Origin of the sequence: Nocardioides sp. Kera G14 (assembly GCF_020715565.1) — a bacterium.
Taxonomy (GTDB): domain Bacteria; phylum Actinomycetota; class Actinomycetes; order Propionibacteriales; family Nocardioidaceae; genus Nocardioides.
In genome coordinates this window covers 3,252,908-3,272,722 of record NZ_CP085839.1, presented here as the reverse complement: position 1 = coordinate 3,272,722, position 19,815 = coordinate 3,252,908, and the positions used below count along the sequence as shown (strand labels likewise).

18 protein-coding genes are annotated in these 19,815 nt (G+C 70.8%); 8 read left to right on the top strand and 10 right to left on the bottom strand.

The window, feature by feature from the left end:
* Positions 1 to 20 precede the first annotated feature (20 nt).
* On the top strand, positions 21 to 1,400 hold the full coding sequence (locus LH076_RS15960; RefSeq protein ID WP_227781747.1) for a lytic murein transglycosylase: 1,380 nt from the start codon (positions 21 to 23) through the stop codon (positions 1,398 to 1,400).
* Between the two features lie 53 nt (positions 1,401 to 1,453).
* Here the strand turns inward: LH076_RS15960 and LH076_RS15955 are convergent, their stop codons facing one another.
* From LH076_RS15955 to LH076_RS15940, 4 genes are read right to left on the bottom strand one after another with little or no spacing between them, the layout of a single operon-like run.
* Positions 1,454 to 2,338: an LLM class flavin-dependent oxidoreductase gene (locus tag LH076_RS15955; RefSeq protein WP_227781746.1), complete on the bottom strand. Its 885-nt coding sequence runs from the start codon at positions 2,336 to 2,338 to the stop codon at positions 1,454 to 1,456.
* A gap of 10 nt (positions 2,339 to 2,348) precedes the next feature.
* On the bottom strand, positions 2,349 to 3,308 hold the full coding sequence (gene sigJ / locus LH076_RS15950) for an RNA polymerase sigma factor SigJ (RefSeq protein WP_227781745.1): 960 nt from the start codon (positions 3,306 to 3,308) through the stop codon (positions 2,349 to 2,351).
* Positions 3,281 to 4,027, bottom strand: a complete 747-nt coding sequence (locus LH076_RS15945) for an SDR family oxidoreductase (protein WP_227781744.1) — start codon at positions 4,025 to 4,027, stop codon at positions 3,281 to 3,283. Before LH076_RS15945 ends, sigJ begins: the two co-directional genes overlap by 28 nt.
* 36 nt (positions 4,028 to 4,063) lie before the next feature.
* Positions 4,064 to 4,486, bottom strand: a complete 423-nt coding sequence (locus tag LH076_RS15940; RefSeq protein WP_227781743.1) for a nitroreductase family deazaflavin-dependent oxidoreductase — start codon at positions 4,484 to 4,486, stop codon at positions 4,064 to 4,066.
* A 22-nt stretch (positions 4,487 to 4,508) separates the two neighbouring features.
* Between LH076_RS15940 and LH076_RS15935 the strand changes: the two genes are divergently transcribed.
* Genes LH076_RS15935 through chrA form a run of 3 tightly spaced genes read left to right on the top strand, consistent with a single transcriptional unit; the run spans position 4,509 to position 9,826 of the window.
* The gene (locus LH076_RS15935) at positions 4,509 to 5,825 is read left to right on the top strand and encodes a cytochrome P450 (protein ID WP_227781742.1); all 1,317 of its coding nucleotides are present in this window, start codon (positions 4,509 to 4,511) and stop codon (positions 5,823 to 5,825) included.
* A gap of 28 nt (positions 5,826 to 5,853) precedes the next feature.
* Entirely contained in the window at positions 5,854 to 8,661 is a 2,808-nt protein-coding gene (gene ppc / locus LH076_RS15930) for a phosphoenolpyruvate carboxylase (RefSeq protein WP_227781741.1), read from the top strand.
* Between the two features lie 19 nt (positions 8,662 to 8,680).
* Positions 8,681 to 9,826 (top strand): chromate efflux transporter, encoded by a 1,146-nt coding sequence (chrA, locus tag LH076_RS15925; protein WP_227781740.1) that lies wholly within the window; start codon positions 8,681 to 8,683, stop codon positions 9,824 to 9,826.
* 236 nt (positions 9,827 to 10,062) lie between these two features.
* Here chrA and LH076_RS15920 read toward each other — a convergent pair whose 3' ends face one another.
* A complete protein-coding gene (locus LH076_RS15920; protein WP_227781739.1) occupies positions 10,063 to 10,980 on the bottom strand; it encodes a sterol desaturase family protein in 918 nt (305 codons plus the stop codon).
* Between the two features lie 73 nt (positions 10,981 to 11,053).
* On the opposite strand from LH076_RS15920, the gene LH076_RS15915 reads away from it, so the two are divergent.
* On the top strand, positions 11,054 to 11,710 hold the full coding sequence (locus LH076_RS15915) for a TetR/AcrR family transcriptional regulator (protein WP_227781738.1): 657 nt from the start codon (positions 11,054 to 11,056) through the stop codon (positions 11,708 to 11,710).
* Here the strand turns inward: LH076_RS15915 and LH076_RS15910 are convergent.
* Both LH076_RS15910 and LH076_RS15905 read right to left on the bottom strand, forming a co-directional pair.
* Entirely contained in the window at positions 11,700 to 12,038 is a 339-nt protein-coding gene (locus tag LH076_RS15910; protein WP_227781737.1) for a cupin domain-containing protein, read from the bottom strand. The two genes, LH076_RS15915 and LH076_RS15910, sit on opposite strands and share 11 nt — an antisense overlap.
* Positions 12,031 to 13,455 carry an MFS transporter gene (locus LH076_RS15905; RefSeq protein WP_227781736.1) on the bottom strand — a complete coding sequence of 475 codons (1,425 nt, stop codon included), beginning with the start codon at positions 13,453 to 13,455 and terminating at the stop codon, positions 12,031 to 12,033. Before LH076_RS15905 ends, LH076_RS15910 begins: the two co-directional genes overlap by 8 nt.
* Before the next feature lie 70 nt (positions 13,456 to 13,525).
* Here LH076_RS15905 and LH076_RS15900 point away from each other — a divergent pair, with 70 nt between their 5' ends.
* From LH076_RS15900 to LH076_RS15890, 3 genes are read left to right on the top strand one after another with little or no spacing between them, the layout of a single operon-like run.
* Positions 13,526 to 14,128 carry a TetR/AcrR family transcriptional regulator gene (locus LH076_RS15900; RefSeq protein ID WP_227781735.1) on the top strand — a complete coding sequence of 201 codons (603 nt, stop codon included), beginning with the start codon at positions 13,526 to 13,528 and terminating at the stop codon, positions 14,126 to 14,128.
* Positions 14,125 to 15,078 (top strand): carbohydrate kinase family protein, encoded by a 954-nt coding sequence (locus tag LH076_RS15895; protein WP_227781734.1) that lies wholly within the window; start codon positions 14,125 to 14,127, stop codon positions 15,076 to 15,078. Before LH076_RS15900 ends, LH076_RS15895 begins: the two co-directional genes overlap by 4 nt.
* Positions 15,062 to 15,961, top strand: a complete 900-nt coding sequence (locus tag LH076_RS15890; RefSeq protein WP_227781733.1) for a pseudouridine-5'-phosphate glycosidase — start codon at positions 15,062 to 15,064, stop codon at positions 15,959 to 15,961. The genes LH076_RS15895 and LH076_RS15890 overlap by 17 nt, the downstream gene beginning before the upstream one ends.
* A 7-nt stretch (positions 15,962 to 15,968) precedes the next feature.
* Here LH076_RS15890 and LH076_RS15885 read toward each other — a convergent pair whose 3' ends face one another.
* The 3 genes from LH076_RS15885 to LH076_RS15875 form a co-directional block, all read right to left on the bottom strand.
* Positions 15,969 to 17,207 (bottom strand): multidrug effflux MFS transporter, encoded by a 1,239-nt coding sequence (locus tag LH076_RS15885; protein WP_227781732.1) that lies wholly within the window; start codon positions 17,205 to 17,207, stop codon positions 15,969 to 15,971.
* A 93-nt stretch (positions 17,208 to 17,300) separates the two neighbouring features.
* Positions 17,301 to 19,223: a M3 family metallopeptidase gene (locus tag LH076_RS15880; protein WP_227781731.1), complete on the bottom strand. Its 1,923-nt coding sequence runs from the start codon at positions 19,221 to 19,223 to the stop codon at positions 17,301 to 17,303.
* On the bottom strand, positions 19,220 to 19,774 hold the full coding sequence (locus tag LH076_RS15875) for a hypothetical protein (RefSeq protein ID WP_227781730.1): 555 nt from the start codon (positions 19,772 to 19,774) through the stop codon (positions 19,220 to 19,222). Before LH076_RS15875 ends, LH076_RS15880 begins: the two co-directional genes overlap by 4 nt.
* Positions 19,775 to 19,815: the final 41 nt, after the last annotated feature.

The window sequence follows — 19,815 nt, the reverse complement described above, 5'->3', positions numbered from 1 at the left end:
GATTCCGAAGTGAGCTTCCCATGACTCCCCGTCTCCTGACCGCCGTCCCGATCGGCGTCCTCGCCGTCACCGGTCTGGTGCAGGTCACCCACGGACACGACCGCGTGCTGCCGACCGCCGCGCCGACGCGGTCGGCCTCGCAGGCGCCCACCGTCACCCCGACTCCGACTCCTGTCCCGGCTCCCGCGCTGGAGGTCAGCCCTGCCGGCGCCGACCCGGCCAGCGTGTGGACCCCGCGCTCCACGGCCGCGGCCAAGCCTGCGCTCACGTCGGTCGCCGCCTCGTGGTCCGACGTCCCGACGGCTGCGCAGGTCGCCTACCAACGGGCCGCCACGGTCATCGACTCCGCTGACCCCAACTGCCATCTCGACTGGTCGCTCCTCGCCGGTGTCGGGAGGATCGAGTCCGACCACGGCCGGACCCAGGGCAGCACCGTGGACGGCAACGGTCTCGCGACGCCGGGCATCATCGGCCCGGCCCTCACCGGCACCGCCGGCACGATCCTGGTCGCCGACACGGATGGTGGTGCCCTCGACGGGGATGCGACCTACGACCACGCCGTCGGCCCGATGCAGTTCCTGCCCTCCACATGGGCCACCGTCGGCGTCGACGCTGACGGCGACGGGCAGCGCAACCCGCAGGACCTCGACGACGCCGCGCTCGCCGCGGCCGTCTACCTCTGCTCCGGTTCCGAGGATCTCTCCACGGCCGCGGGGCGGAAGGCTGCCGTCTTCACCTACAACCACTCGACGGCGTACGTCGACCAGGTGCTGGCCAGCACCGCGGCCTATCAGGGCGGATTCGAGACGGGGATCAACATTGTGGACGTCAGCGCCGTCGAGCCGGCGCGCTCCACCACGCCCGTCGTGACCGAGACGGTCACCGAGCCCGCGAAGAAGCACACGCCGAAGAAGCACGTCACCGCCCTGGCGTCGGCGGTCGCCGTGGTCCGGGCGGTCAAACCCACCACCCTGCCCACGAAGCCGACCGTCGGGGAGAAGCCGGGCACGACCGGCGGCTCGACCAGCCCCGGTACCGAGCCCACGACTGACCCGAGCACCGACCCCGCGACCGAGCCCACGACTGAGCCGCAGCAGACGGACCCGACCACCGACCCGCAGCCCGCTGTCGCGACCTCGGCCGAGCTGAGCGACCTGGCCCGGGCCGCCGTGCACCGTGCCCACCCGGACGCGACGGACGCCGCGCTCGACCAGGCGGTCGCCACCCTCGTCGATCGGCTCACCGGCTCAACGCTGGACGAGGCCAAGGACGCGATCGACGGCCTCGTCGCCGACCTCTCCGTCGACGGCCTCGAGCCGCCGAAGAACCCGGTCCTACAGGACCCGGCGCCGACCGCCGAGGCGGCCCAGAGCGACGAGAGCGCGCCGGCGGGCTCCTGAGTCACAGGTGCCGGTGACCGCGACGGTCGGCGACACGGAGCTCACGACCGCGCTCAGGCGCTCCTGAGGACGTCGGTCTCGATCTCGGCAAGGGCGTCGAGGCGCTCGGAGAGCGAGTCGCCGAGGTTCCACGACGGCAGGATCAGCTCGTCGAAGCCCGCCTCGGCAAGCCGTCCGAAGGCGTCGCGGAGCTGCTCGGGTGAGCCGGTGATTCCGCGCCCCGGTGCCGCCGGACGCTTCCCGGCGACGTCGAACATGATGTTGGAGCTCTTCCACATCGACCCGAAGTCGCGCCCGACCGCGTCGCACGCAGTCTGCAGCAGCGAAAGCTTGGGGATCGCCGTCTCCGGTCCGCCCCAGCTGTTCCACTCGTCCGCATGACGTGCGGTGATCCGCAGCATCCGCGGGCCGGCCGTGCCGACCAGGATCGGCAGCTTCGCCTGCACGGGCTTGGGATTGGCGGGGGCGTCGTCGAGCTGGAAGTGCTTCCCGTCGTACGTCGTCCGGTCCTCGGTCAACAGCGAGTTGACGATCCGGATCGCCTCCTCGAAGCGGTCCACCCGCTCACGAGCCGGCAGCAGGTCGAAGCCGTACGCCGCGTGCTCGTTGATCTGCCAGCCCGCGCCCATGCCGAGCACCATCCGCCCGTCGGACAGGTGGTCGATGGTCGCCGCGCGCTTGGCCAGCAGCGCGGGGTGGTGCACGGTCGTCGGCGAGACGAGCACGCCGATCCGTACCCGCTCCGTGACCGCCGCGAGGGCGGGCAGCAGCGCCCACGCCTCGTGGTAGTCCCCGTCAGCGCGCTCCTCGGTGCCGGTGTTGGGCATGTAGTGGTCGGCCACCCACACGCCGTGCCAACCCGCGTCCACGGCCCATCGTGCTTCCGCCAGGATCTCGGAGACGGGGCGGGAGGAGTTCGGCCAGAGTGAGATCTTCACGCCTCCGAGCCTAGGACGTGACCTCCGGCGTGCGACGTGGGTGGCGCGGGAGCTTCTCCGGCGAACGGATCACGTCCATCCGCACCACCCGCTCGCCGTCGAACGTGAACGACGTCGCGGTCGTGAGCACGCCATCCTCCATCACCCCGACGCCGAGCTCGCCGTTGACCCGGATCGGTACCACCCGCGCGGTCGCGGCGTTGCGGCTGAGGATGCCGGCGACGAACCGGCCGACCTTGTCGGCGCCGACGATCGGGCGTAGTGCGGCCGAGACGAACCCGCCGCCGTCACTGGTCAGCACCACGTCGGGATCGAGCGCCTCGAGGAGCGCACCGAGGTCGCCACCCGCGGCTGCAGCCAGGAAGCGCCGCACCGCCGCGTCGTGCTCCGACGGTGTCACCTCCACCCGCGGCGCACCAGCGCGGACGTGCGTCCGGGCACGGGAGGCCAGTTGCCGTACGGCGGCAGGCGTGCGACCCACAGCGGTGGCGATCTCGTCGAAGGGCAGTCCGAAGAGGTCGTGCAGCACCCACGACGTCCGTTCGGCAGGGCTCAGCGACTCCAGCACGACGAGCAGCGCGTAGCGCAGCGAGTCGTCGAGGGTGACCCGGTCGAGCGGGTCACCGCCGTCCACGCCGCCGGGGCCGTCGACCAGCGCAACCACCGGTTCAGGCAGCCACGGTCCGGTGTAGACCTCGCGGCGCCTGCGTGCCGAGCGAGCCACGTCGAGCGCCGCCCGCGCGACGGTCACGGTCGCCCACCCCTCGACGTCGCGCACCGGCTCACGTCGATCGGCGTCCACGAGTCGCAGCCAGCAGTCGGCGACGACGTCCTCCGCCTCCGAGTGGGAGCCGAGGACGGCGTACGCGATGCTCACCAGGCGCGTCCGCGCTCCGTCGTACGTCGTCGCCAGCTCGCCCTCGCGCCCGGGCGCCTCGATGCTCACCGAGCCGCCTCGGAGGCGAGCCACTCGTCGAAGGTGATCGTGCCGCGCGGACCCGACGCGGTCGGCAGCAGTCCGCCGCCTGTCAGACCGCGGCCGACCGAGCCGGGGAAGGCGATCGGCACGACGGGACGGCGTACACGTCGCGCTCGGGCCAGTCGTCGGACCATGTCCTCCATCCGCAGGTGCTCCTCCGGTCCCGCCAGCTCGGGCGCGAGGCCGATCGGTGAGCCGTGGGCCAGCTCCACGAGGTGGTCGGCGACCTCGGCGACGGCGACGGGCTGGCAGAGCATCCTCGGCGCGATCACGAACGGCCCCTTCCGGGCCAGCATCTGCGCGGCGAACTCGTGGAACTGGGTGGCCCGGAGGACCGTACCGCGATGGTCGTCGTGGAGGACGAGGTCCTCCTGACAGCGCTTGCCGAGGTAGTAGCCGAGGTCGACCCGCGTGACGCCCACGATCGAGAGGGCGACGTGGTGGCGCACGGCCGCACGCCGCTCGGCCTCCAGCAGCGTGGACGTGACGGTGTGGAAGAAGTCGATCGAACGCTTCGCGCTCTGGGTGCCGATGTTGGTGACGTCGATGACCGCGTCGACCTCGACGAGCCGCTCGGCCAGTCCGGCGCCGGTCCTCAGGTCGACCCCGACCGATCGGGCCAGCACCACCGCCTCATCGCCGCGCGCCTTCAGCGCTGCGACGACGAGTCTTCCCGTCCAGCCGGTCCCGCCGGCGACTGCGATCCTCATGCCCCTAGGACGAGACAGCACCCGCCGGATGTGACATCACGTCTGGCGGGTGAGCGCAAGGACGGGGATGGTGCGGATGCCGGCGGTCTTCTCCTCGTACTCCCGGAAACCGGGGTAGAGCTCCTTCTGCCGGTCGTAGATCGTCGTGCGATCCGGCTCGGGGACCTCGCGGACGGAGACGGCCACGTTCTCGTCGCCGACCTCGATCGAGGCGTTCCCGGCGTCGAGGACGTTGTAGTACCAATCCGGGTGCGTCGGGGCGCCTGCCCGCGAGGCGAAGATGTAGACGGTGGCCGCGTCCTCCGGGTCGGGCAGATACATCAGCGGAACGATGTGACGCTCCCCCGACCGCCGCCCGATGTGGTGGAGGAGCAGCAGCGGAGCGCCCTCGAACGGACCGCCGACCTTCCCGTGGTTGGCGCGGAACTCCGCGATGGTCTGGGCGTTGAAGTCGCTCATACCTCGACCGTAGGTTGGGAACATGTTCTCGCTCAAGCCCCTCGCCCGCTGGGGCCTGACGCACGGGCTACTCCGGATGGTGATCACGAAGGGCGCAAAGGAGGGGGACCTCCAGGGCCGGCTCATCCTCACCGCGAGCGACCCGACACGGGCCGGTGAGCTCGAGAGCATCTACGACGAGGTGCGGGCCCAGGGCGGCATCTGTCGCGGGCAGTTCAGCTTCGTCACGGTGCGACATGACCTGGTGCGCGACGTCCTGACCTCCGGTGACTTCCGCACCGGCATGCCGACGCTGCAGAAGTCGGTCCTCGCCAAGATGGCCGACGTCGTGCGCTCGGAGGTCTTCTCACCCATCGAGCCGCCCAGCCTGCTCGTCACCGAGCCGCCGGACCACACCCGCTACCGCAAGCTCGTCACGCGCGTCTTCACCGCCCGGGCGGTGGAACAGCTCCGCGAGCGCACCCAGGCGGTGGCGAGCGAGCTGCTCGACAGCCTCGACCCGAGCTCGCCCGTCGACCTGGTGACCTCCTACTGCGGGCTGCTGCCGGTCACCGTCATCAGCGAGATCCTCGGGGTGCCGCTCTCCGAGCGGATGAGGATCCTGGAGTACGGCGAGGGCGCGGCCGCCTCGCTCGACTTCGGGCTCCCGTGGTCGACGTACAAGGGCGTCGACACCGCGCTGGAGCAGTTCGACGGCTGGCTGACCACCCACCTCGAGTGGCTGCGCGCCCATCCCGGTGACAACCTGCTCAGCCAGCTCGTCCGCGCCAAGGACGAGGAGGGCGTCGGGTTGACCGAGCTCGAGCTCAAGTCGCTGGCCGGGCTCGTGCTCGCCGCGGGCTTCGAGACGACGGTCAACCTGCTCAGCAACGGTGTCGCACTGCTCGCCTCCCACCCCGAGCAGCTCGAGCGCCTCCGTACCGAGCCCGACCTGTGGCCCAACGCCGTGGACGAGATCCTGCGGCTCGACCCGCCGGTCCTCCTCACCGGCCGGATCGCCGCCGTGACGACCGAGGTGGGAGGCCGCAGGATCCCCGCCGGGATGGCGGTCACCACGGTGCTCGCCGCGGCCAACCACGACCCAGGCGTCTTCGAGGACCCGCTCTCCTTCGACGTCGCGCGCCACAACGCCCGTGACCACCACGCCTTCAGCGCCGGGCGGCACTACTGCCTGGGGGCTCAGCTCGCGAAGATGGAGGGGGAGGTCGGGCTGAGGACGCTCTTCGACCGCTTCCCGGAGCTCATGCTCGAGCCGGGCGCCTCGCGGCGCACCACCCGCATCCTCCGCGGCTACGCCACACTGCCGGTCGCACTCGCGCCGGCGGACGCCTCTGTTTGATCGTTCCATCCTTGCCTAGGCTGGGTCCGTGACCCGATCCGTCCAGGAGATCCTCGAGGCCGACCGTCGCTCCCCCGACCCTGCCGTCTTCGGCGGCGGTGTGGCCTCCGACCAGCGCCACGCGGCGCTCCGTGCGTCGGTCCGGCTGCTCTCCACGCTCCTCGGCGAGGCCCTCGCCCGGCACGAGGGTCCCGAGCTGCTGGACCTCGTCGAGCGTGTACGCCGACTGGCCCGTGAGCCCGACAGTGCGGAGCTGCGCAACGTGCTCGCCGGGGTCGACGAGGACACGGCGGTCACCCTGGCGCGAGCGTTCGCGGCATACTTCCAGCTGGTCAACGCCACCGAGCAGCTCCACCGCTGGCGCGAGCTCTCGGACGGCGAGTCCGGGCCGCTCTCCGCCGCGGTGGGCCGGATCGGCGAGGCGCTCGTCGCCGGTGACCTCGACCGCCCGCTCCTCGACGAGATCCTCGGTCGGCTGGAGTACCGACCTGTCTTCACGGCGCACCCCACCGAGGCCAGCCGCCGCAGCGTGCTCGTGCTCCTGCGCCGCATCGTCGACACGGTCGACGAGCTCGCCGACCCGCGCGGTGGCACGGGCGACACCCGACGCCTCGCGGAGCTGGTCGACATGCTGTGGCAGACCGACGAGCTGCGCACCTCGCGCCCGGAGCCGACCGACGAGGCCCGCACCGCCATCTATTACCTGACCTCGCTCGCCCGCGACGTGGTCCCGGCGCTGCTCGCCGAGCTGGACCACCAGCTCGCCACCATCGGCACCACCGTGCCCACCGAGGGCCGACTGCTCCGCTTCGGCACGTGGGCCGGCGGCGACCGAGACGGCAACCCCAACGTCACCCCGGCTGTGACGCTCGACGTGCTGCACCTCCAGCACACGGCCGGCCTCGACACGCTGGTCGAGCTCGTCGACGACCTGCTCGCGGAGTTCGGCTCCTCGACCCGCATCGTGACGGTCTCCGAGGAGCTGCACGCGAGCCTCGAGGCCGACGCGGAGGCGCTGCCGATCACCTGGGCGACGATCCGCCGGCTCAACGCCGAGGAGCCGTACCGCTGCAAGCTCACCTTCATCAAGGTGCGGCTCCAGCGCACCGCCGACCGGCTCGCGCACGGCACGCCGCACGAGCCGTTGCGCGACTACCTGTCGTTCTCGGGCGTGGTCGAGGACCTCGTCCTGATCCGCGACTCGCTGCTCTCCGCCGGCGACGAGCTCACCGCCGACGGTGCGCTGCTGCGCCTGATCCGGACGGCCGTCGCGTTCGGGGCCGGCCTGGCCACGCTCGACATCCGCGAGCACTCCGCGAAGCATCACGCCGCCCTCGCGGAGCTGTTCGCCCGCGTGGAGGGGTCGGGGTCGGCGTACGTCGACCTGGACCATGCCGCGCGGATCGAGGTGCTCGGGCGCGAGATGGCGAGCCGTCGCCCGCTGGTCGGTGCGGTGCGCACCGGGCTCGGCGAGGCCGCGACCGCGAGCCTCGAGCTGATGGACACGATCCGCACCGCGCTCGACACCTTCGGGCCGGACGTGATCGAGACCTACATCGTCTCGATGACCCACGACATCGACGACCTCTTCGCCGTCGTCGTCCTGGCACGCGAGGCCGGCCTGGTCGACGTGGGCAGCGAGGACGAAGCGGCGACCGCACGGATCGGCTTCGCGCCGCTCTTCGAGACCGTCGCCGAACTGGAGGCCGCGGGGCCGCTGCTCGACGCGCTCCTCTCCGAGCCGACCTACCGCCGGATCGTGGCGGCGCGCGGCGACGTGCAGGAGATCATGCTCGGCTACTCCGACTCCTCCAAGGGCGCCGGCATCGCCGCCTCCCAGTGGCAGATCCACCGCGCCCAGCGCGCTCTGCGCGACATCGCCCGCGCCCACGGTGTGGTGCTCCGCCTCTTCCACGGCCGGGGCGGCTCGGTCGGTCGCGGTGGTGGCCCGACGGCCGAGGCGATCATGTCCCAGCCCTACGGCAGCCTCGACGGGCCGATCAAGGTCACCGAGCAGGGTGAGGTGATCTCCGACAAGTACTCGCTGCCCGGCCTCGGCCGGCACAACCTCGAGGGCGCGCTGGCTGCGGTCCTCGAGGCCGCCGTCCTGCACCGCCGCTCGCTGCTGCCCACCGATGTCCTCGAGGGCTGGAACGACACGATGGACCTGATCGCCTCCTCCGGGCAGTCGGCCTATCTGGAGCTCGTCGAGAGCCCGTCACTCGTGCCCTTCTTCGTCTCGGCGACCCCGGTCGACGAGCTCGGGAAGCTCAACATCGGCTCCCGTCCGTCCAAGCGCCCGGGCGGCCTCGGTGGGCTCGACGACCTCCGCGCGATCCCGTGGGTCTTCGGCTGGACGCAGGCACGGATCAACGTGCCCGGCTGGTTCGGCGTCGGCTCCGGCCTCGCTGCTGCCCGCGAGGCCGGCCGCGCCGACCAGCTCGCCGAGATGTACGGCTCCTGGGCCTTCTTCCGCACGTTCCTCTCCAACGTCCAGATGACGCTCACCAAGACCGACCTCACCATCGCCGCCGAGTACGTCGCCGCGCTGGTCCCCGGCGAGCACCAGGATCTCTTCGAGCAGATCAGGGCGGAGCACGAGCGGACGCTCCGCGAGGTGCTGGCCGTCACCGGACAGAGCGAGCTGCTCGAGGAGGCGCCGGTGCTGCGGCACACGCTCGAGCTCCGTGACTCCTACCTCGCCCCGCTGCACGCGCTGCAGGTCTCGCTCCTCGCCCGCACCCGAGCGGCTGGCGACGACGTCTCACCCGAGCTCGAGCGGGCCCTGTTGCTGACGGTGAACGGCATCGCCGCCGGGCTGCGCAACACCGGCTGATCGATGACAGGCTGGGGCCGTGACCGCACCCGGCGTGCCCCTCGCGACGATCCTGCGGGAGTGGGGGCGGATCGGTGTGCTCGGCTTCGGCGGCCCACCGACCCATATCCGGATGCTGCGCGACACCGTCGTCGAGCGCCGTGGGTGGATCGACGCCGTGGAGTTCGAGGACGCCATCGCGACGTGCAACCTGCTCCCCGGCCCGGCCTCGACCCAGCTGTCGATCTACACCGCCTGGCGGCTCCGTGGCCCCGCGGGCGCGATGACCGGAGGCCTGGCGTTCATCCTGCCCGGGCTCGTCCTCATCCTCGCCCTGTCGGGGCTCTTCCTCGGCGACCCGCCGGCGTGGGTCCTCGGCGCCGGCGCGGGAGCCGGTGCCGCCGTGGCTGCCGTGGCGATCCACGCCGGCTGGGGCCTCACGCCCGCGAGCTTCTCCCGCCGCACCTCGATGCGCTGGTTCATCTGGCTCGTCATCGGTGCCGCTGCCTCTGCCACGGTCGGGCCGTGGCTGGTGCTGGTCCTCCTGGGCTGCGGCGTGACAGAGCTGCTGATCCGCCGGCCGACCGACGCCGGACCCCGCGAACGCCGCGGGCCGAACGCGGTGGTCCTGCCGCTGGTCGCCAAGGTCGCGTTGATGACGGGCGGGGTCGGCGTACTCCTGCCGCTGGCACTGACCGCGCTCAAGGTCGGCGCCCTCTCCTACGGCGGCGGGTTCGTGATCGTGCCGCTGATGCAGGGCGACGCGGTCGACGGCCGCGGGTGGATGACGCAGGGTGAGTTCCTCAACGCGGTCGCGCTCGGTCAGGTCACGCCCGGGCCGGTCGTGCACACCGTCGCCGTGGTGGGGTGGGCCGCCGCAGGACTCGGCGGCGCGCTGCTGGCGGCCGGAGTCGCCTTCGCGCCATCATTCCTCTTCGTCCTGCTCGGTGGTCGGCACTTCTCCGCCCTACGGGCGGACACCCGGGTGCGCACCTTCCTCGACGGGGCCGGCCCGGCCGCGATCGGGGCGATCCACGGCTCGGCGGTGCCGCTCGCCCGCTCGCTCACCGACGCCTGGCAGTGGGGCGTGCTGGCGGGTGCGCTGGTCCTGTTGCTGGCACTGCGCCGAGGCGTGGTCCTCACGCTCGTGCTGGCGGCCGCGGCCGGCGTCCTGAGCACGCTCTGACGCCCTGCTCAGCAGCGCCGGAGGAATGAGAACCACCGTCGTGGGCATTCAGAGAGTGTCCGCGTCATGACGACACCACGGGACCGTCTCATTCGGTGTCGTCGGGACCCGGCGCCACCGCCCCGAGGAGAACCGATGAGATTCCACCTTCGCTCGATGATTGAGGTCTGTACCGCCCTGACGGGTGGCCTGTGGACCGTTCGCGCCATGCGTCGCGAGGGTGCGCGCCGCTGACGTCAGGCGACCGGCACCGTCGTGGGCTCGGGCTCGCGCTCGGCCACCGTCGAGGATGACGTCGGGGTCTTCCCCTCCGGCGCCCACCCGGGAGGACCGAAGATCCAGCCCAGGGCCTCCTTGACCGACGACGAGTTGCGGACGTCGGTCCAGAGCGCGCGGTAGTCGCCGTACTGCAGCTTGATCAGGTTGTACGTCGTCACCGGCTTGGTCAGTCCGTACGTCGGCCGCTTCAGCTCCGGCTGGAAGGTGCCGAACATGCGGTCCCAGATGATGAAGATGCCCGCGTAGTTCCTGTCCAGGTAGATCGGGTCGGAGCCGTGGTGGACCCGGTGGTGTGACGGCGTGTTGAAGACCAGCTCGATCGGCCGCCACATCTTGTTGATCATCTCGGTGTGGACGTAGAACTGGAAGATCAGGTTGATCGAGAAGGCGATGTAGATCGACACCGGCGAGAACCCGAGCAGCGGCAGCGGCAGGAAGAAGAAGAACTCGAACCACGGGTTCCACTTCTGCCGCAGTGCGGTCGCGAAGTTCATGTACTCGCTCGAGTGATGCGCCTGGTGGGCAGCCCAGCCGACCCGGGCCCGGTGCACGAAGCGGTGGTTCCAGTAGTAGGCGAAGTCGACCGCGACCACGCCCGCGAGGATGCCCCACCACGTCATCGGGACCTGCCACGGCGCGACATACGTCCACAGGACGCTGTAGACCACGAAGACGCCGACCTTGAGCACGGTCGTGGTGACCAGCGAGCCGAGTCCCATCAGGATGGACGTCTTGGCGTCGCGGTAGAGGTAGCCGGTCAGGTTGTCGTCGTGATCCAGCCACTTCAGCGCCGCGAGCTCGATGGCGATCGTGAGCAGGAAGAACGGGATGGCGTAGGTGACCGGGTTGTGCCACATGTCGAGGAAGTCGTGCACGGGAACTCTCCAAAGGATCAATTGACTCTCGGGTAAGTTACCTCAGGGTCAATTGGGTGTCTAGACTCTTCGCATGAGCGGGACGACGCGGGCTCGGGGAGCAGGGACCAAGGGCGTCCCGCGCGCCGATCGCGAGGACCAGATCCTGCGTGCCGCCGCGGAGACCTTCGGTCTCCAGGGGTACGCCGCCACCTCGGTCGCTGACGTCGCCGCCCGTGCTGGGATCTCCAAGCCGCTCGTCTACGCCTACTTCGGCTCCAAGGAGGGCCTCCTGACCGCTTCGCTGCATCACTCCGGCGCAATCCTCGTCGACGAGATCGAGCGGATCGCCGTGAGTGGGGTGGTCGGTCTGGAGCGGGCGCTGCGCACGCTCGAGGGGATCTTCGGGCTGCTCGAGGAGCAGCCGTGGCTGTGGCGACTCTTCTTCGACGCGACCGTGCCGCGGACCGACGAGAGCGTGGCGGCAGAGCTCGCCTTCTACACGGACCGGATCACGGCCCTCGCCCACGATGGCGTGAGCGAGATGCTCGCCCTGGGCGGCAACACGGATCCCACCGACGTCTCCGCCATGACCGCGGTGTGGATGGGCATCGTCGACTCGTTGGTCAACTGGTGGCTCGACCACCCCGACGAGTCGGCGGCGGCGATGACCGAGCGCAGCGTCCGGCTCTTCGTCGCCGCGCTCGCCGTACCGCTGCCCGAGTCGGTGCAGCCTGCGCTCAGGGCGTGACCCAGACCTTCCGCAGGGTCTCCGTCACCGTCCACGTCGTCTGGTCGCCCGCCTTGAGGCGTACGACGACCCCCGGCCGCAGCTCGACGACCTCCCCGGACCCGCGGAACTCCACGGTGCCCGCTCCCGCGATGACCACGAAGACCTCGTCGACCTCGGTGTCGGTCACCGTCCCCGGCGTCAACTCCCAGACCCCGACCTCGATCCCCGTCAGCTCGTGGAGCGTCGCGACGCCCGCCGTGGGTTCTCCCGCCACGACCGACTCGGGCTCGAGGAACAGGTCGTCAAGGGCGAGCGAGAAGGCGTCGACCGCACGGGGCTCAGGCACGGGCCGAGTCTGCCACCCTGCGTGGGGTGAAGACCGCGGCGACCAGGGCGATGAGCACCGCGCCGGCACCCGTGAGGAGCGCTGGGCCGACGGCGCCGTCGTAGCCGGTGGGCGAGATCGTCCCGCCGTTGCCGGTGAAGACCGCGGTGAGCACCGCGACGCCGAGCGCCACACCGAACTCCCGGACCGTCGAGTTGGACGACGAGGCGATCGCGAAGTCGGCCTCCGCCAGCCCGCCCATGACGGCGTTCGAGATCGACGGGAAGACCAGGCCCATGCCGACGCCGGCCATCACGAGGGGCGCGATGAAGCCGCCGTACGTCGCCGACGACTCTGCCAGCGAGGCGAACCACACGAGGGCGCCTGCCTGGAGTGCCAGGCCCGCGAGCAGCAGCGGGCGCACGCCGATCCGGCTCGCGAAGGCACCGGCGAGCGGGGCGACGATCATCGGGGCACCGGTCCACGGAAGTGTGCGGACGCCGGCCTCGAGCGGGCTGTAGCCGTTGACGACCTGGAGGTACTGCGAGAGCAGGAAGACCGCGCCGAACATGCCTGCGGTGAAGCCCAGGGCAACGATGTTGGCGACCGTGAAGCTGCGCGAGCGGAAGAGCCGCAGCGGCAACACCGCGTCTGCGCGGCGACGGGCGTGGACGACGTACGCCGGCAGGAGGAGAGCGGCGAGCACGAGCGGGATCAGGACGCCGGCCGAGGTCCAGCCGTCGTCGTTGCCGTGGACGATGCCCCAGATGCCGAGGAAGACGGCGCCGCCGAGCAGCAGGGTGCCGAGCGGGTCGAGCCGCGACCAGGTGCCGCGCGACTCGCGCACCGCGACGAGGATGAGCGGGAGCGCGATCACGGCGACGGGGACGTTGATCCAGAAGATCGCCTGCCAGCTGATCCCGTCGACGACCGCGCCTCCGATGACCGGGCCGAGCGCGACGCCGAGACCCGAGACACCGCCCCAGATGCCGATGGCGGCCGAGCGCATCCGCTCGGGCACGCTCGTCGCCAGCAGGGAGAGGGAGAGCGGCATGATCGCCGCCGCGCCGAGGCCCTGGACGGCGCGGGCGGCGATCAGGGTGCCCGCCGAGTCCGAGAGCGCCGACCCGATCGAGGCGAGGGTGAAGACGACGATGCCGGCGACCATCACGCGGCGGCGCCCGATCCGGTCCCCCAGGGTGGCAGCCGGGAGCATGAAGGTCGCGAAGGCGAGCGTGTAGGCGTTGAGGAACCACGAGAGCTGACCGACCGAGGCCGAGAGGTCCTGCTGGATCACCGGGAGGGCGGTCGTCATCACGAGGTTGTCGAGGGTGGCCATGAACATCGGCAGGCTGACGGCGGCGATCGTCAACCAGAGCGGGACGGAGCGAGCGGCACGGCTCGCCGCCGCCGGAGGCGGCGTGAGGGTGGTGGTCATCGGGGTCTCCAGATGGTTGGCATTGAATGATTACTAACGGTCTCAGGAGACTAAGTAATCGACTGATAACATGTCAACCATGAATGCGCGGATGCCTGCCGGAGAGCGACGTGAGCTGATCCTGGAGGCGGCGACGAAGGCCTTCGCCACCGGTGGCTACGCGGGCACGAGCACCGACGCCGTCGCGAAGGAGGCCGGCGTCAGCCAGCCGTACGTCGTCCGGATGTTCGGCACCAAGCTGGAGCTCTTCCTCGCTGTCTTCGAGCGCGCCTGTGGCCGGATCGAGCAGCGTTTCCGCGAGGTCCTCGACGAGCGCCCGTTCGACACCGAGAGCGAGGAGGACCTCCATCGCCTCGGAGGCGCGTACGTCGATCTGCTCGCTGACCGGAACTGGCTCCAGGTGATGATGCACGGGTTCTCCGCGGGCTCCGTGCCGGAGATCGGCGAAGCCGCCCGCGAGCGGATGGGCTCCATCTACGAGACGGTGCGCCGGACCGGCTGGTCCGACGAGCAGGTCCGCGACTTCATCTCGCACGGCATGCTGCTCAACGTGCTGCTCTCCATCGGCGCCTTCGAGACCGCTCCCGGGGCGCTCGGCGACCTGGTCCGGGCCTGCATTCCCGATCACCACGAGGGCGTGGACTCCTTCTCCGACAAGCACGGCCTCGGATGAGCGGTCTGCCGCTGACGGCCGGCGCCGCCGTGCTGGTGGTTGGCGGAGCGAATGTCGACCTCAAGGCACAGTCGACCGCCGCGATGGTGCCCGCGACCTCCAATCCCGGGACCACGGTGCTCTCGCCGGGCGGCGTCGGACGCAACATCGCCGAGAACGCCGCGCGGCTCGGCGCCCGGGTGCAGTTGGCCTCCATCGTCGGGGACGACGCGCTCGGCGAGGACCTGCTGTCGGCGACCGCAGCGGCCGGTGTCGACGTACGGCTGGTGCAGCGCGGCTCGGTGCCGACAGGCACCTACACGGCCCTGCTCGACCGGAGCGGCGACCTGGTCGCGGCCGTCGCGGCGATGGCCGTGATCGAGGAGCTCGAGGTCGCGCCGATCGTCGACGCGATCGAGCGCTCGGCACCCGACACGGTCGTCGTCCTCGACGGCAACCTCCCGCCCGACACGCTCTCCGCGCTGCTGGTCGCGTGCGAGACGGCGGCACTGCGCGTCGTCCTCGACCCGGTCTCGGTGCCGAAGGCCGAGCGGCTCGCGCCGGTGCTCGGACCGCCGCTGTTCCTGCTCACCCCGAATCGCGACGAGCTCGCCGCGCTCACCGCCCTGCCGGTGGAGACCGCCGCGGAGCTGACCGCCGCTGCCGAGGCGCTGCGCAGCCGGGCCGTCGAGTGGGTCTGGGTGCGCCTGGGCTCCGAGGGATCGACGCTCGTCGGTCCCGGCGTGACGACCATCCTGTCGCCGTACGGCGTCGACGTCATCGACGTGACCGGAGCCGGTGACGCGATGCTCGGCGCCTTCTGCCAGGCGCTCGCCGGGGGCGCCGATGTGCTCGCGGCAGCGCGCTTCGGGCAGGCTGCTGCGGCACTCACGGTCGCCAGCGAGCAGACCGTCCGCCCCGACCTGACCCCCGCCCTCATCAAGGAGCTGCTCGATGCTGAAGATCACTGACGAGATCGGGGTGGCGCTGGCCGATGGCCGACCGGTCGTCGCGCTCGAGTCGACGATCATCAGCCACGGCATGCCCTACCCGCGCAACGTCGAGATGGCCCGCGAGGTCGAGGCGATCGTGCGCGCCGGCGGAGCCGTGCCTGCGACGATCGCGATCCTCGACGGCGTGCCGCGCATCGGCCTGTCGGACGACGAGCTGGAGCTGCTCGGCTCCGCCCCCGACGTCACCAAGGTGAGTGTCCGTGACCTGCCGTACGTCGTCGCCCGCAAGCTCCACGGCGCCACCACCGTGGCCTCGACGATGCGCCTGGCGGCCCTCGCCGGCATCCGGGTCTTCGTGACCGGTGGCCTCGGCGGCGTGCATCGCGGTGCCTCGCAGTCCTTCGACATCTCCGCCGACCTGACCGAGCTCGGCCAGACGTCGGTCGCGGTCATCAGTGCCGGCGTGAAGTCGATCCTCGACGTCGGCCTGACGCTGGAAACCCTTGAAACACTGGGTGTTCCGGTGCTCGTCAACGGCTCGGACGAGTTCCCGTCCTTCTACTCCCGCGCCTCGGGATTCGCGTCGCCGATGCGGGTCGACGGGCCTGCGGAGACCGCGGCGGTGCTCGCTGCCAAGTGGGAGCTCGGCCTGCAGGGTGGAGTGGTCATCGCCAACCCGATCCCGGAGGCCGACGAGATCCCGGCGCCCGAGATCGGCGCGATCATCGACCGTGCCCTGGCCGCCGCCGACGACGAGGGCGTGCGAGGCAAGGACATCACGCCGTACCTGCTCGCCAGGATCGTCGAGCTCACTGACGGTGCCTCGCTCACCGCCAACATCGCGCTGGTGAAGAACAACGCCGGCTTCGGTGCCGCCGTCGCCGTGACCCTCGCCGGCTGAGCCTGGACTAGGAGCGCACCGACGCGGGGCGGTGCTCGAACTCCCGGACGGCACCGGCCCGCGCCCGTGGACGGATCACGGTGAAGAGTTGCACCACTCCCACCAGCCCCGCGCAGAGCATGGTCAGCACCATCACGCGGCCGCTGGTGCCGATCACGGCTGCGAGCGAGGGCACGATCGCGCCGGCGAGCTGCTGGGTCGCCCCCAGCAGCGACGTCGCCGTGCCAGCTGCGGCCCCGAACGGGACCATCGCGAGGGCGAGGTTGTTGGGCGTCGACGCCGCGAGCGTGGTGAGGGTGACGAACATGGCGGCGCTGATCAGCGGCAGTGGGGCGTGCGTCAGGACGGCGATCGCCAGCACCGTGCACCCGGTGGCGTAGCCGATGATCGACCCGGTCAGGATCCGCAGCGAGCCCCAGTGTGTCACCAGGCGGGCGTTGAACGCCTGGCCGAGCACCATGCCGGCGCCGTTGATGGCGAAGAGGTAGGAGTACGTCTGCGCGTTGACGCCGTACTCGTGCCGGAGGAAGAGCGCGCCTATCGTGATGTAGGTGAAGAGGATGACGCCCTGGCAGACCGAGAGCACGAGGTGCTGGCCGAAGCCCTCGTGCCGCGCGACCGCCAGGAGCGTCCGGACATGTCCGCCGCCGATCCGACGGTGGGAGGGCGGCAGGGTCTCCTCGATCCTCACCAGCGCGAGGACGAAGAGCAGCGCGCAGATCACCGTGAGTGCCCAGAAGAGCCCACGCCACGACGTGAACCGCAGGACCGTGCCGCCCAGGATCGGCGCGAGGATCGGCGCCGTCATCGAGACCATGGAGAGTTGCGAGTAGAGCCGCGCGGCGGCCGAGCCCTTCGCGTAGTCACGGATGGCGGAGCGGATCGCCACCTGGACGCCGGCGCCCGCGACTCCTTGGCAGAAGCGGAAGACGAGCAACCAGCCGATCGAGGGCGCCAGGGCGCAGAGGGCGCTGGTGAGCGTGAAGACTCCCATCGAGACCACGGCCGGGCGTCGCCGGCCGAAGCGATCCGTGAGGCCGCCGACCATCAACTGGCCGAGGGCGAAGCCGGCGAAGCAGACCGACACCGTGGCGGCCGCGAGGGCGTCGCTCGTGTGCAGCGACTGCGCCATCTCGGGCAGGCCCGGCAGGTTGAGGTCGGTCGCCAGCGGCCCCATGGCCGCCAGTGCGCCGAGACTCAGGGTGAGGCCGAGGCTGATCGAACGTTGGCTCGAGATTTCGGACAACGGTCCCCGCTTCAGGCTCCGACGATGGAATCAGCAGCGTCTCAGTCTCCCGCCGGGCCGTGGGGGCATCCCCTCACTGGCCGGAACGCCGGGTCAGCGCGCCAGCCAGGCGGCGTACGAGTCGAAGCTGAACGGACGGCCGAGGAAGTCGGCGACGAGATCAGCTGCGTCCTTCTCCCCTCCACGGGCGAGGACGAGGTCGCGATAGCGCCCGGCGATCTCGGGTGCGAAGAGATCAGCGGGATCGAACTGGCTGAAGAGGTCCTTCGCGATCACGAGCGACCACATGTAGGTGTAGTACGCCGACGAGTAGCCGCCGAGATGGCCGAAGGACGCGAACATGTGGGTGCCGGGCAGCCACGCGGTCGGCGCGTAGCGTGCCTGTAGCTCGATCATCCGCTCGGTCAGGTCCGTCGGCGACCCGTCCGCCACGTCCTGGTGGAACCAGTAGGACATCGCCGCGTAGAACATCTGCTGCCGCGCCTGGATGCCCTTGCCGTACTCCTCGCCGGCCTTCATCTTCTCGACCAGCTCGGCCGGGATCGGCTCACCGGCCTCGTCGGCCGTGAAGGTCGCGAGCACGTCGGCGTCCCACGCCCATTCCTCGAGCATCTGCGAGGGCGCCTCGACGAAGTCCCACTCGGTCGCGACACCGGAGAAGCGCGCCCACTCCCCATGCCCGGCGAGCAGGTGGTGGAGCAGGTGGCCGAACTCGTGGAAGAGGGTCACCACGTCGTCGTGCTCCATCAGGCCACGCGGGAAGTTGCAGACCAGCACTCCCTCCGGGAGCTGGGTGCCCGCTACGCCGGACGCGAGCGAGAACTGCGCCGCGTGGGAGTACTTGCCCGGGCGCGGGTGGAGGTCGAGGTGGATCCGCCCCAGCAGCTCGTCGGTGGCCGAGACGAAGACGTCGTACGACGCCACGTCGTCGTGCCACACCGGCACTTCGACCGGCTCCCAGCGCAGGCCGAAGAGGCGGCCGGTCACCTCGAGCAGCCCGGCCCGCACCTTCGCAAACGGGAAGTACGTCCGCACCAGCTGGGCGTCGACGTCGTACTGCTCGCGTCGCACGACCTCCTGGTAGAACGCCGTGTCGACACCGGTGATCGGGCCGGCCTCGGGGAGATCGGCGGCGAAGCGCGCCTGCAGCACCGCCATGTCCCGCTCCATCGGCTCGGCGGCGGCCGAGGCGATCTTCTCGATGAACTCGGGGATGGCCGAGCCGGTGCCGATCATCTTCACGTCGGCGTCGTACGACGGCCAGTCGGGGTAGTCCACGAGCGTCGCGAGCTCGTGACGCAGCGCGAACATCTCGGTGAGCACCGGCTCCGACTGCGGCCAGCCGCGCTCGAGGAAGGCGGTCACCATCTCCTCGCGCAGCGAGCGGTCGGTGGCGAAGGTGCGCACCGGCACCGCGTCGGGATAGTCGGTCGTCAGGGTGACGAGGCCGTCGTCCTCCACCGAGTGGGCGGCGACCCAGTCGGCCGGCATGCCGCCGAGTCGGTCGGGCGTGACGCGCAGCGTGCGGACGTCGTCGCGCGTGATCCGCGAGAAGTCGAGGTCGAGCGTGGTGAGGCGCTTGTTGATCTCCTTGAGCCGGTCCCGGACCTCCTGCGGCTTGTCGACGCCCGAGCGACGGAAGTCGACGAGGATCTTGTCGAGGTAGCGCGCGGCCAGGGGGTCGAGTCCCTCTGGCGAGAGCGCGGCGAAGGCGGCGTAGATCGCCTGGTCCTGGCCGAGCTCGGTCAGGAGCTTCATCGTCTCGACCTCGAGTGCCTCGCAGGCCTCACGGGTCGCGAGGTCGGGGTGCACGTTGGCAAGCAGCTGCACGGGGGAGAGCACGTTGCCCGCAGCCGTCTCCAGACGGTTCCACTCGCGCAGCGCCTCGAGCGCATCGGGCGGGGGCGACGTACGGAATCGGTCGGCCACCTCCCGCACGACAGCGAGCTGCGTCTGCGCGCGCTCCTCCATCCAGGCCTTGGTGTCGGAGGCGGCAGGAAGGTCGAGAGGCTTCACGCTTCGGACACTACCGGCGTACGCCGACGGCGACCGCTCGAATACAGCGCCGTCCCGACCGCGAGGACGAGGGCGCACAGCACCAGGCAGCGCTCGGTGAACTGGGTCGGCCGGGTCAGGTCCAGCGCGCTGTAGACGCAGAGGTCGCCGCAGACGTACCAGCTCAGGTAGGCCGCGGGCGGCAGCAGCCACGTCAGGGGATGCCACCAGCGCACGTCGGCCTGGTTGGTGCCGACGAGCAGGAAGTCGGTGAGGACGAGCAACGGCGTGACGACGTGCTCGAGCAGTGACCACGCGTGGAAGAGGTTGCCGTTCTGCATGGGGAGGTAGGCGAGCGACACCAGCAGCATGTCGGTCGCGAGCGCACCGCGGAGCCAGGGCGAGCGCGGCTCACGGAAGGCGAGCACGACGAAGGCCACGGCCACGGCGATGCTGGAGAGCTGGGAGAGCGCGGTCCACCAGACGTCGTACGCCTGCGCGGCGAGGACGGCACCCGACGCACCGCTCGCGGCCACACCGAGCCGCCAGGCCCTGATCCCTCCCCGGTTCACCGGACCATGGTGCCTGATTCATGTTTCGTTCACTTTGCGAA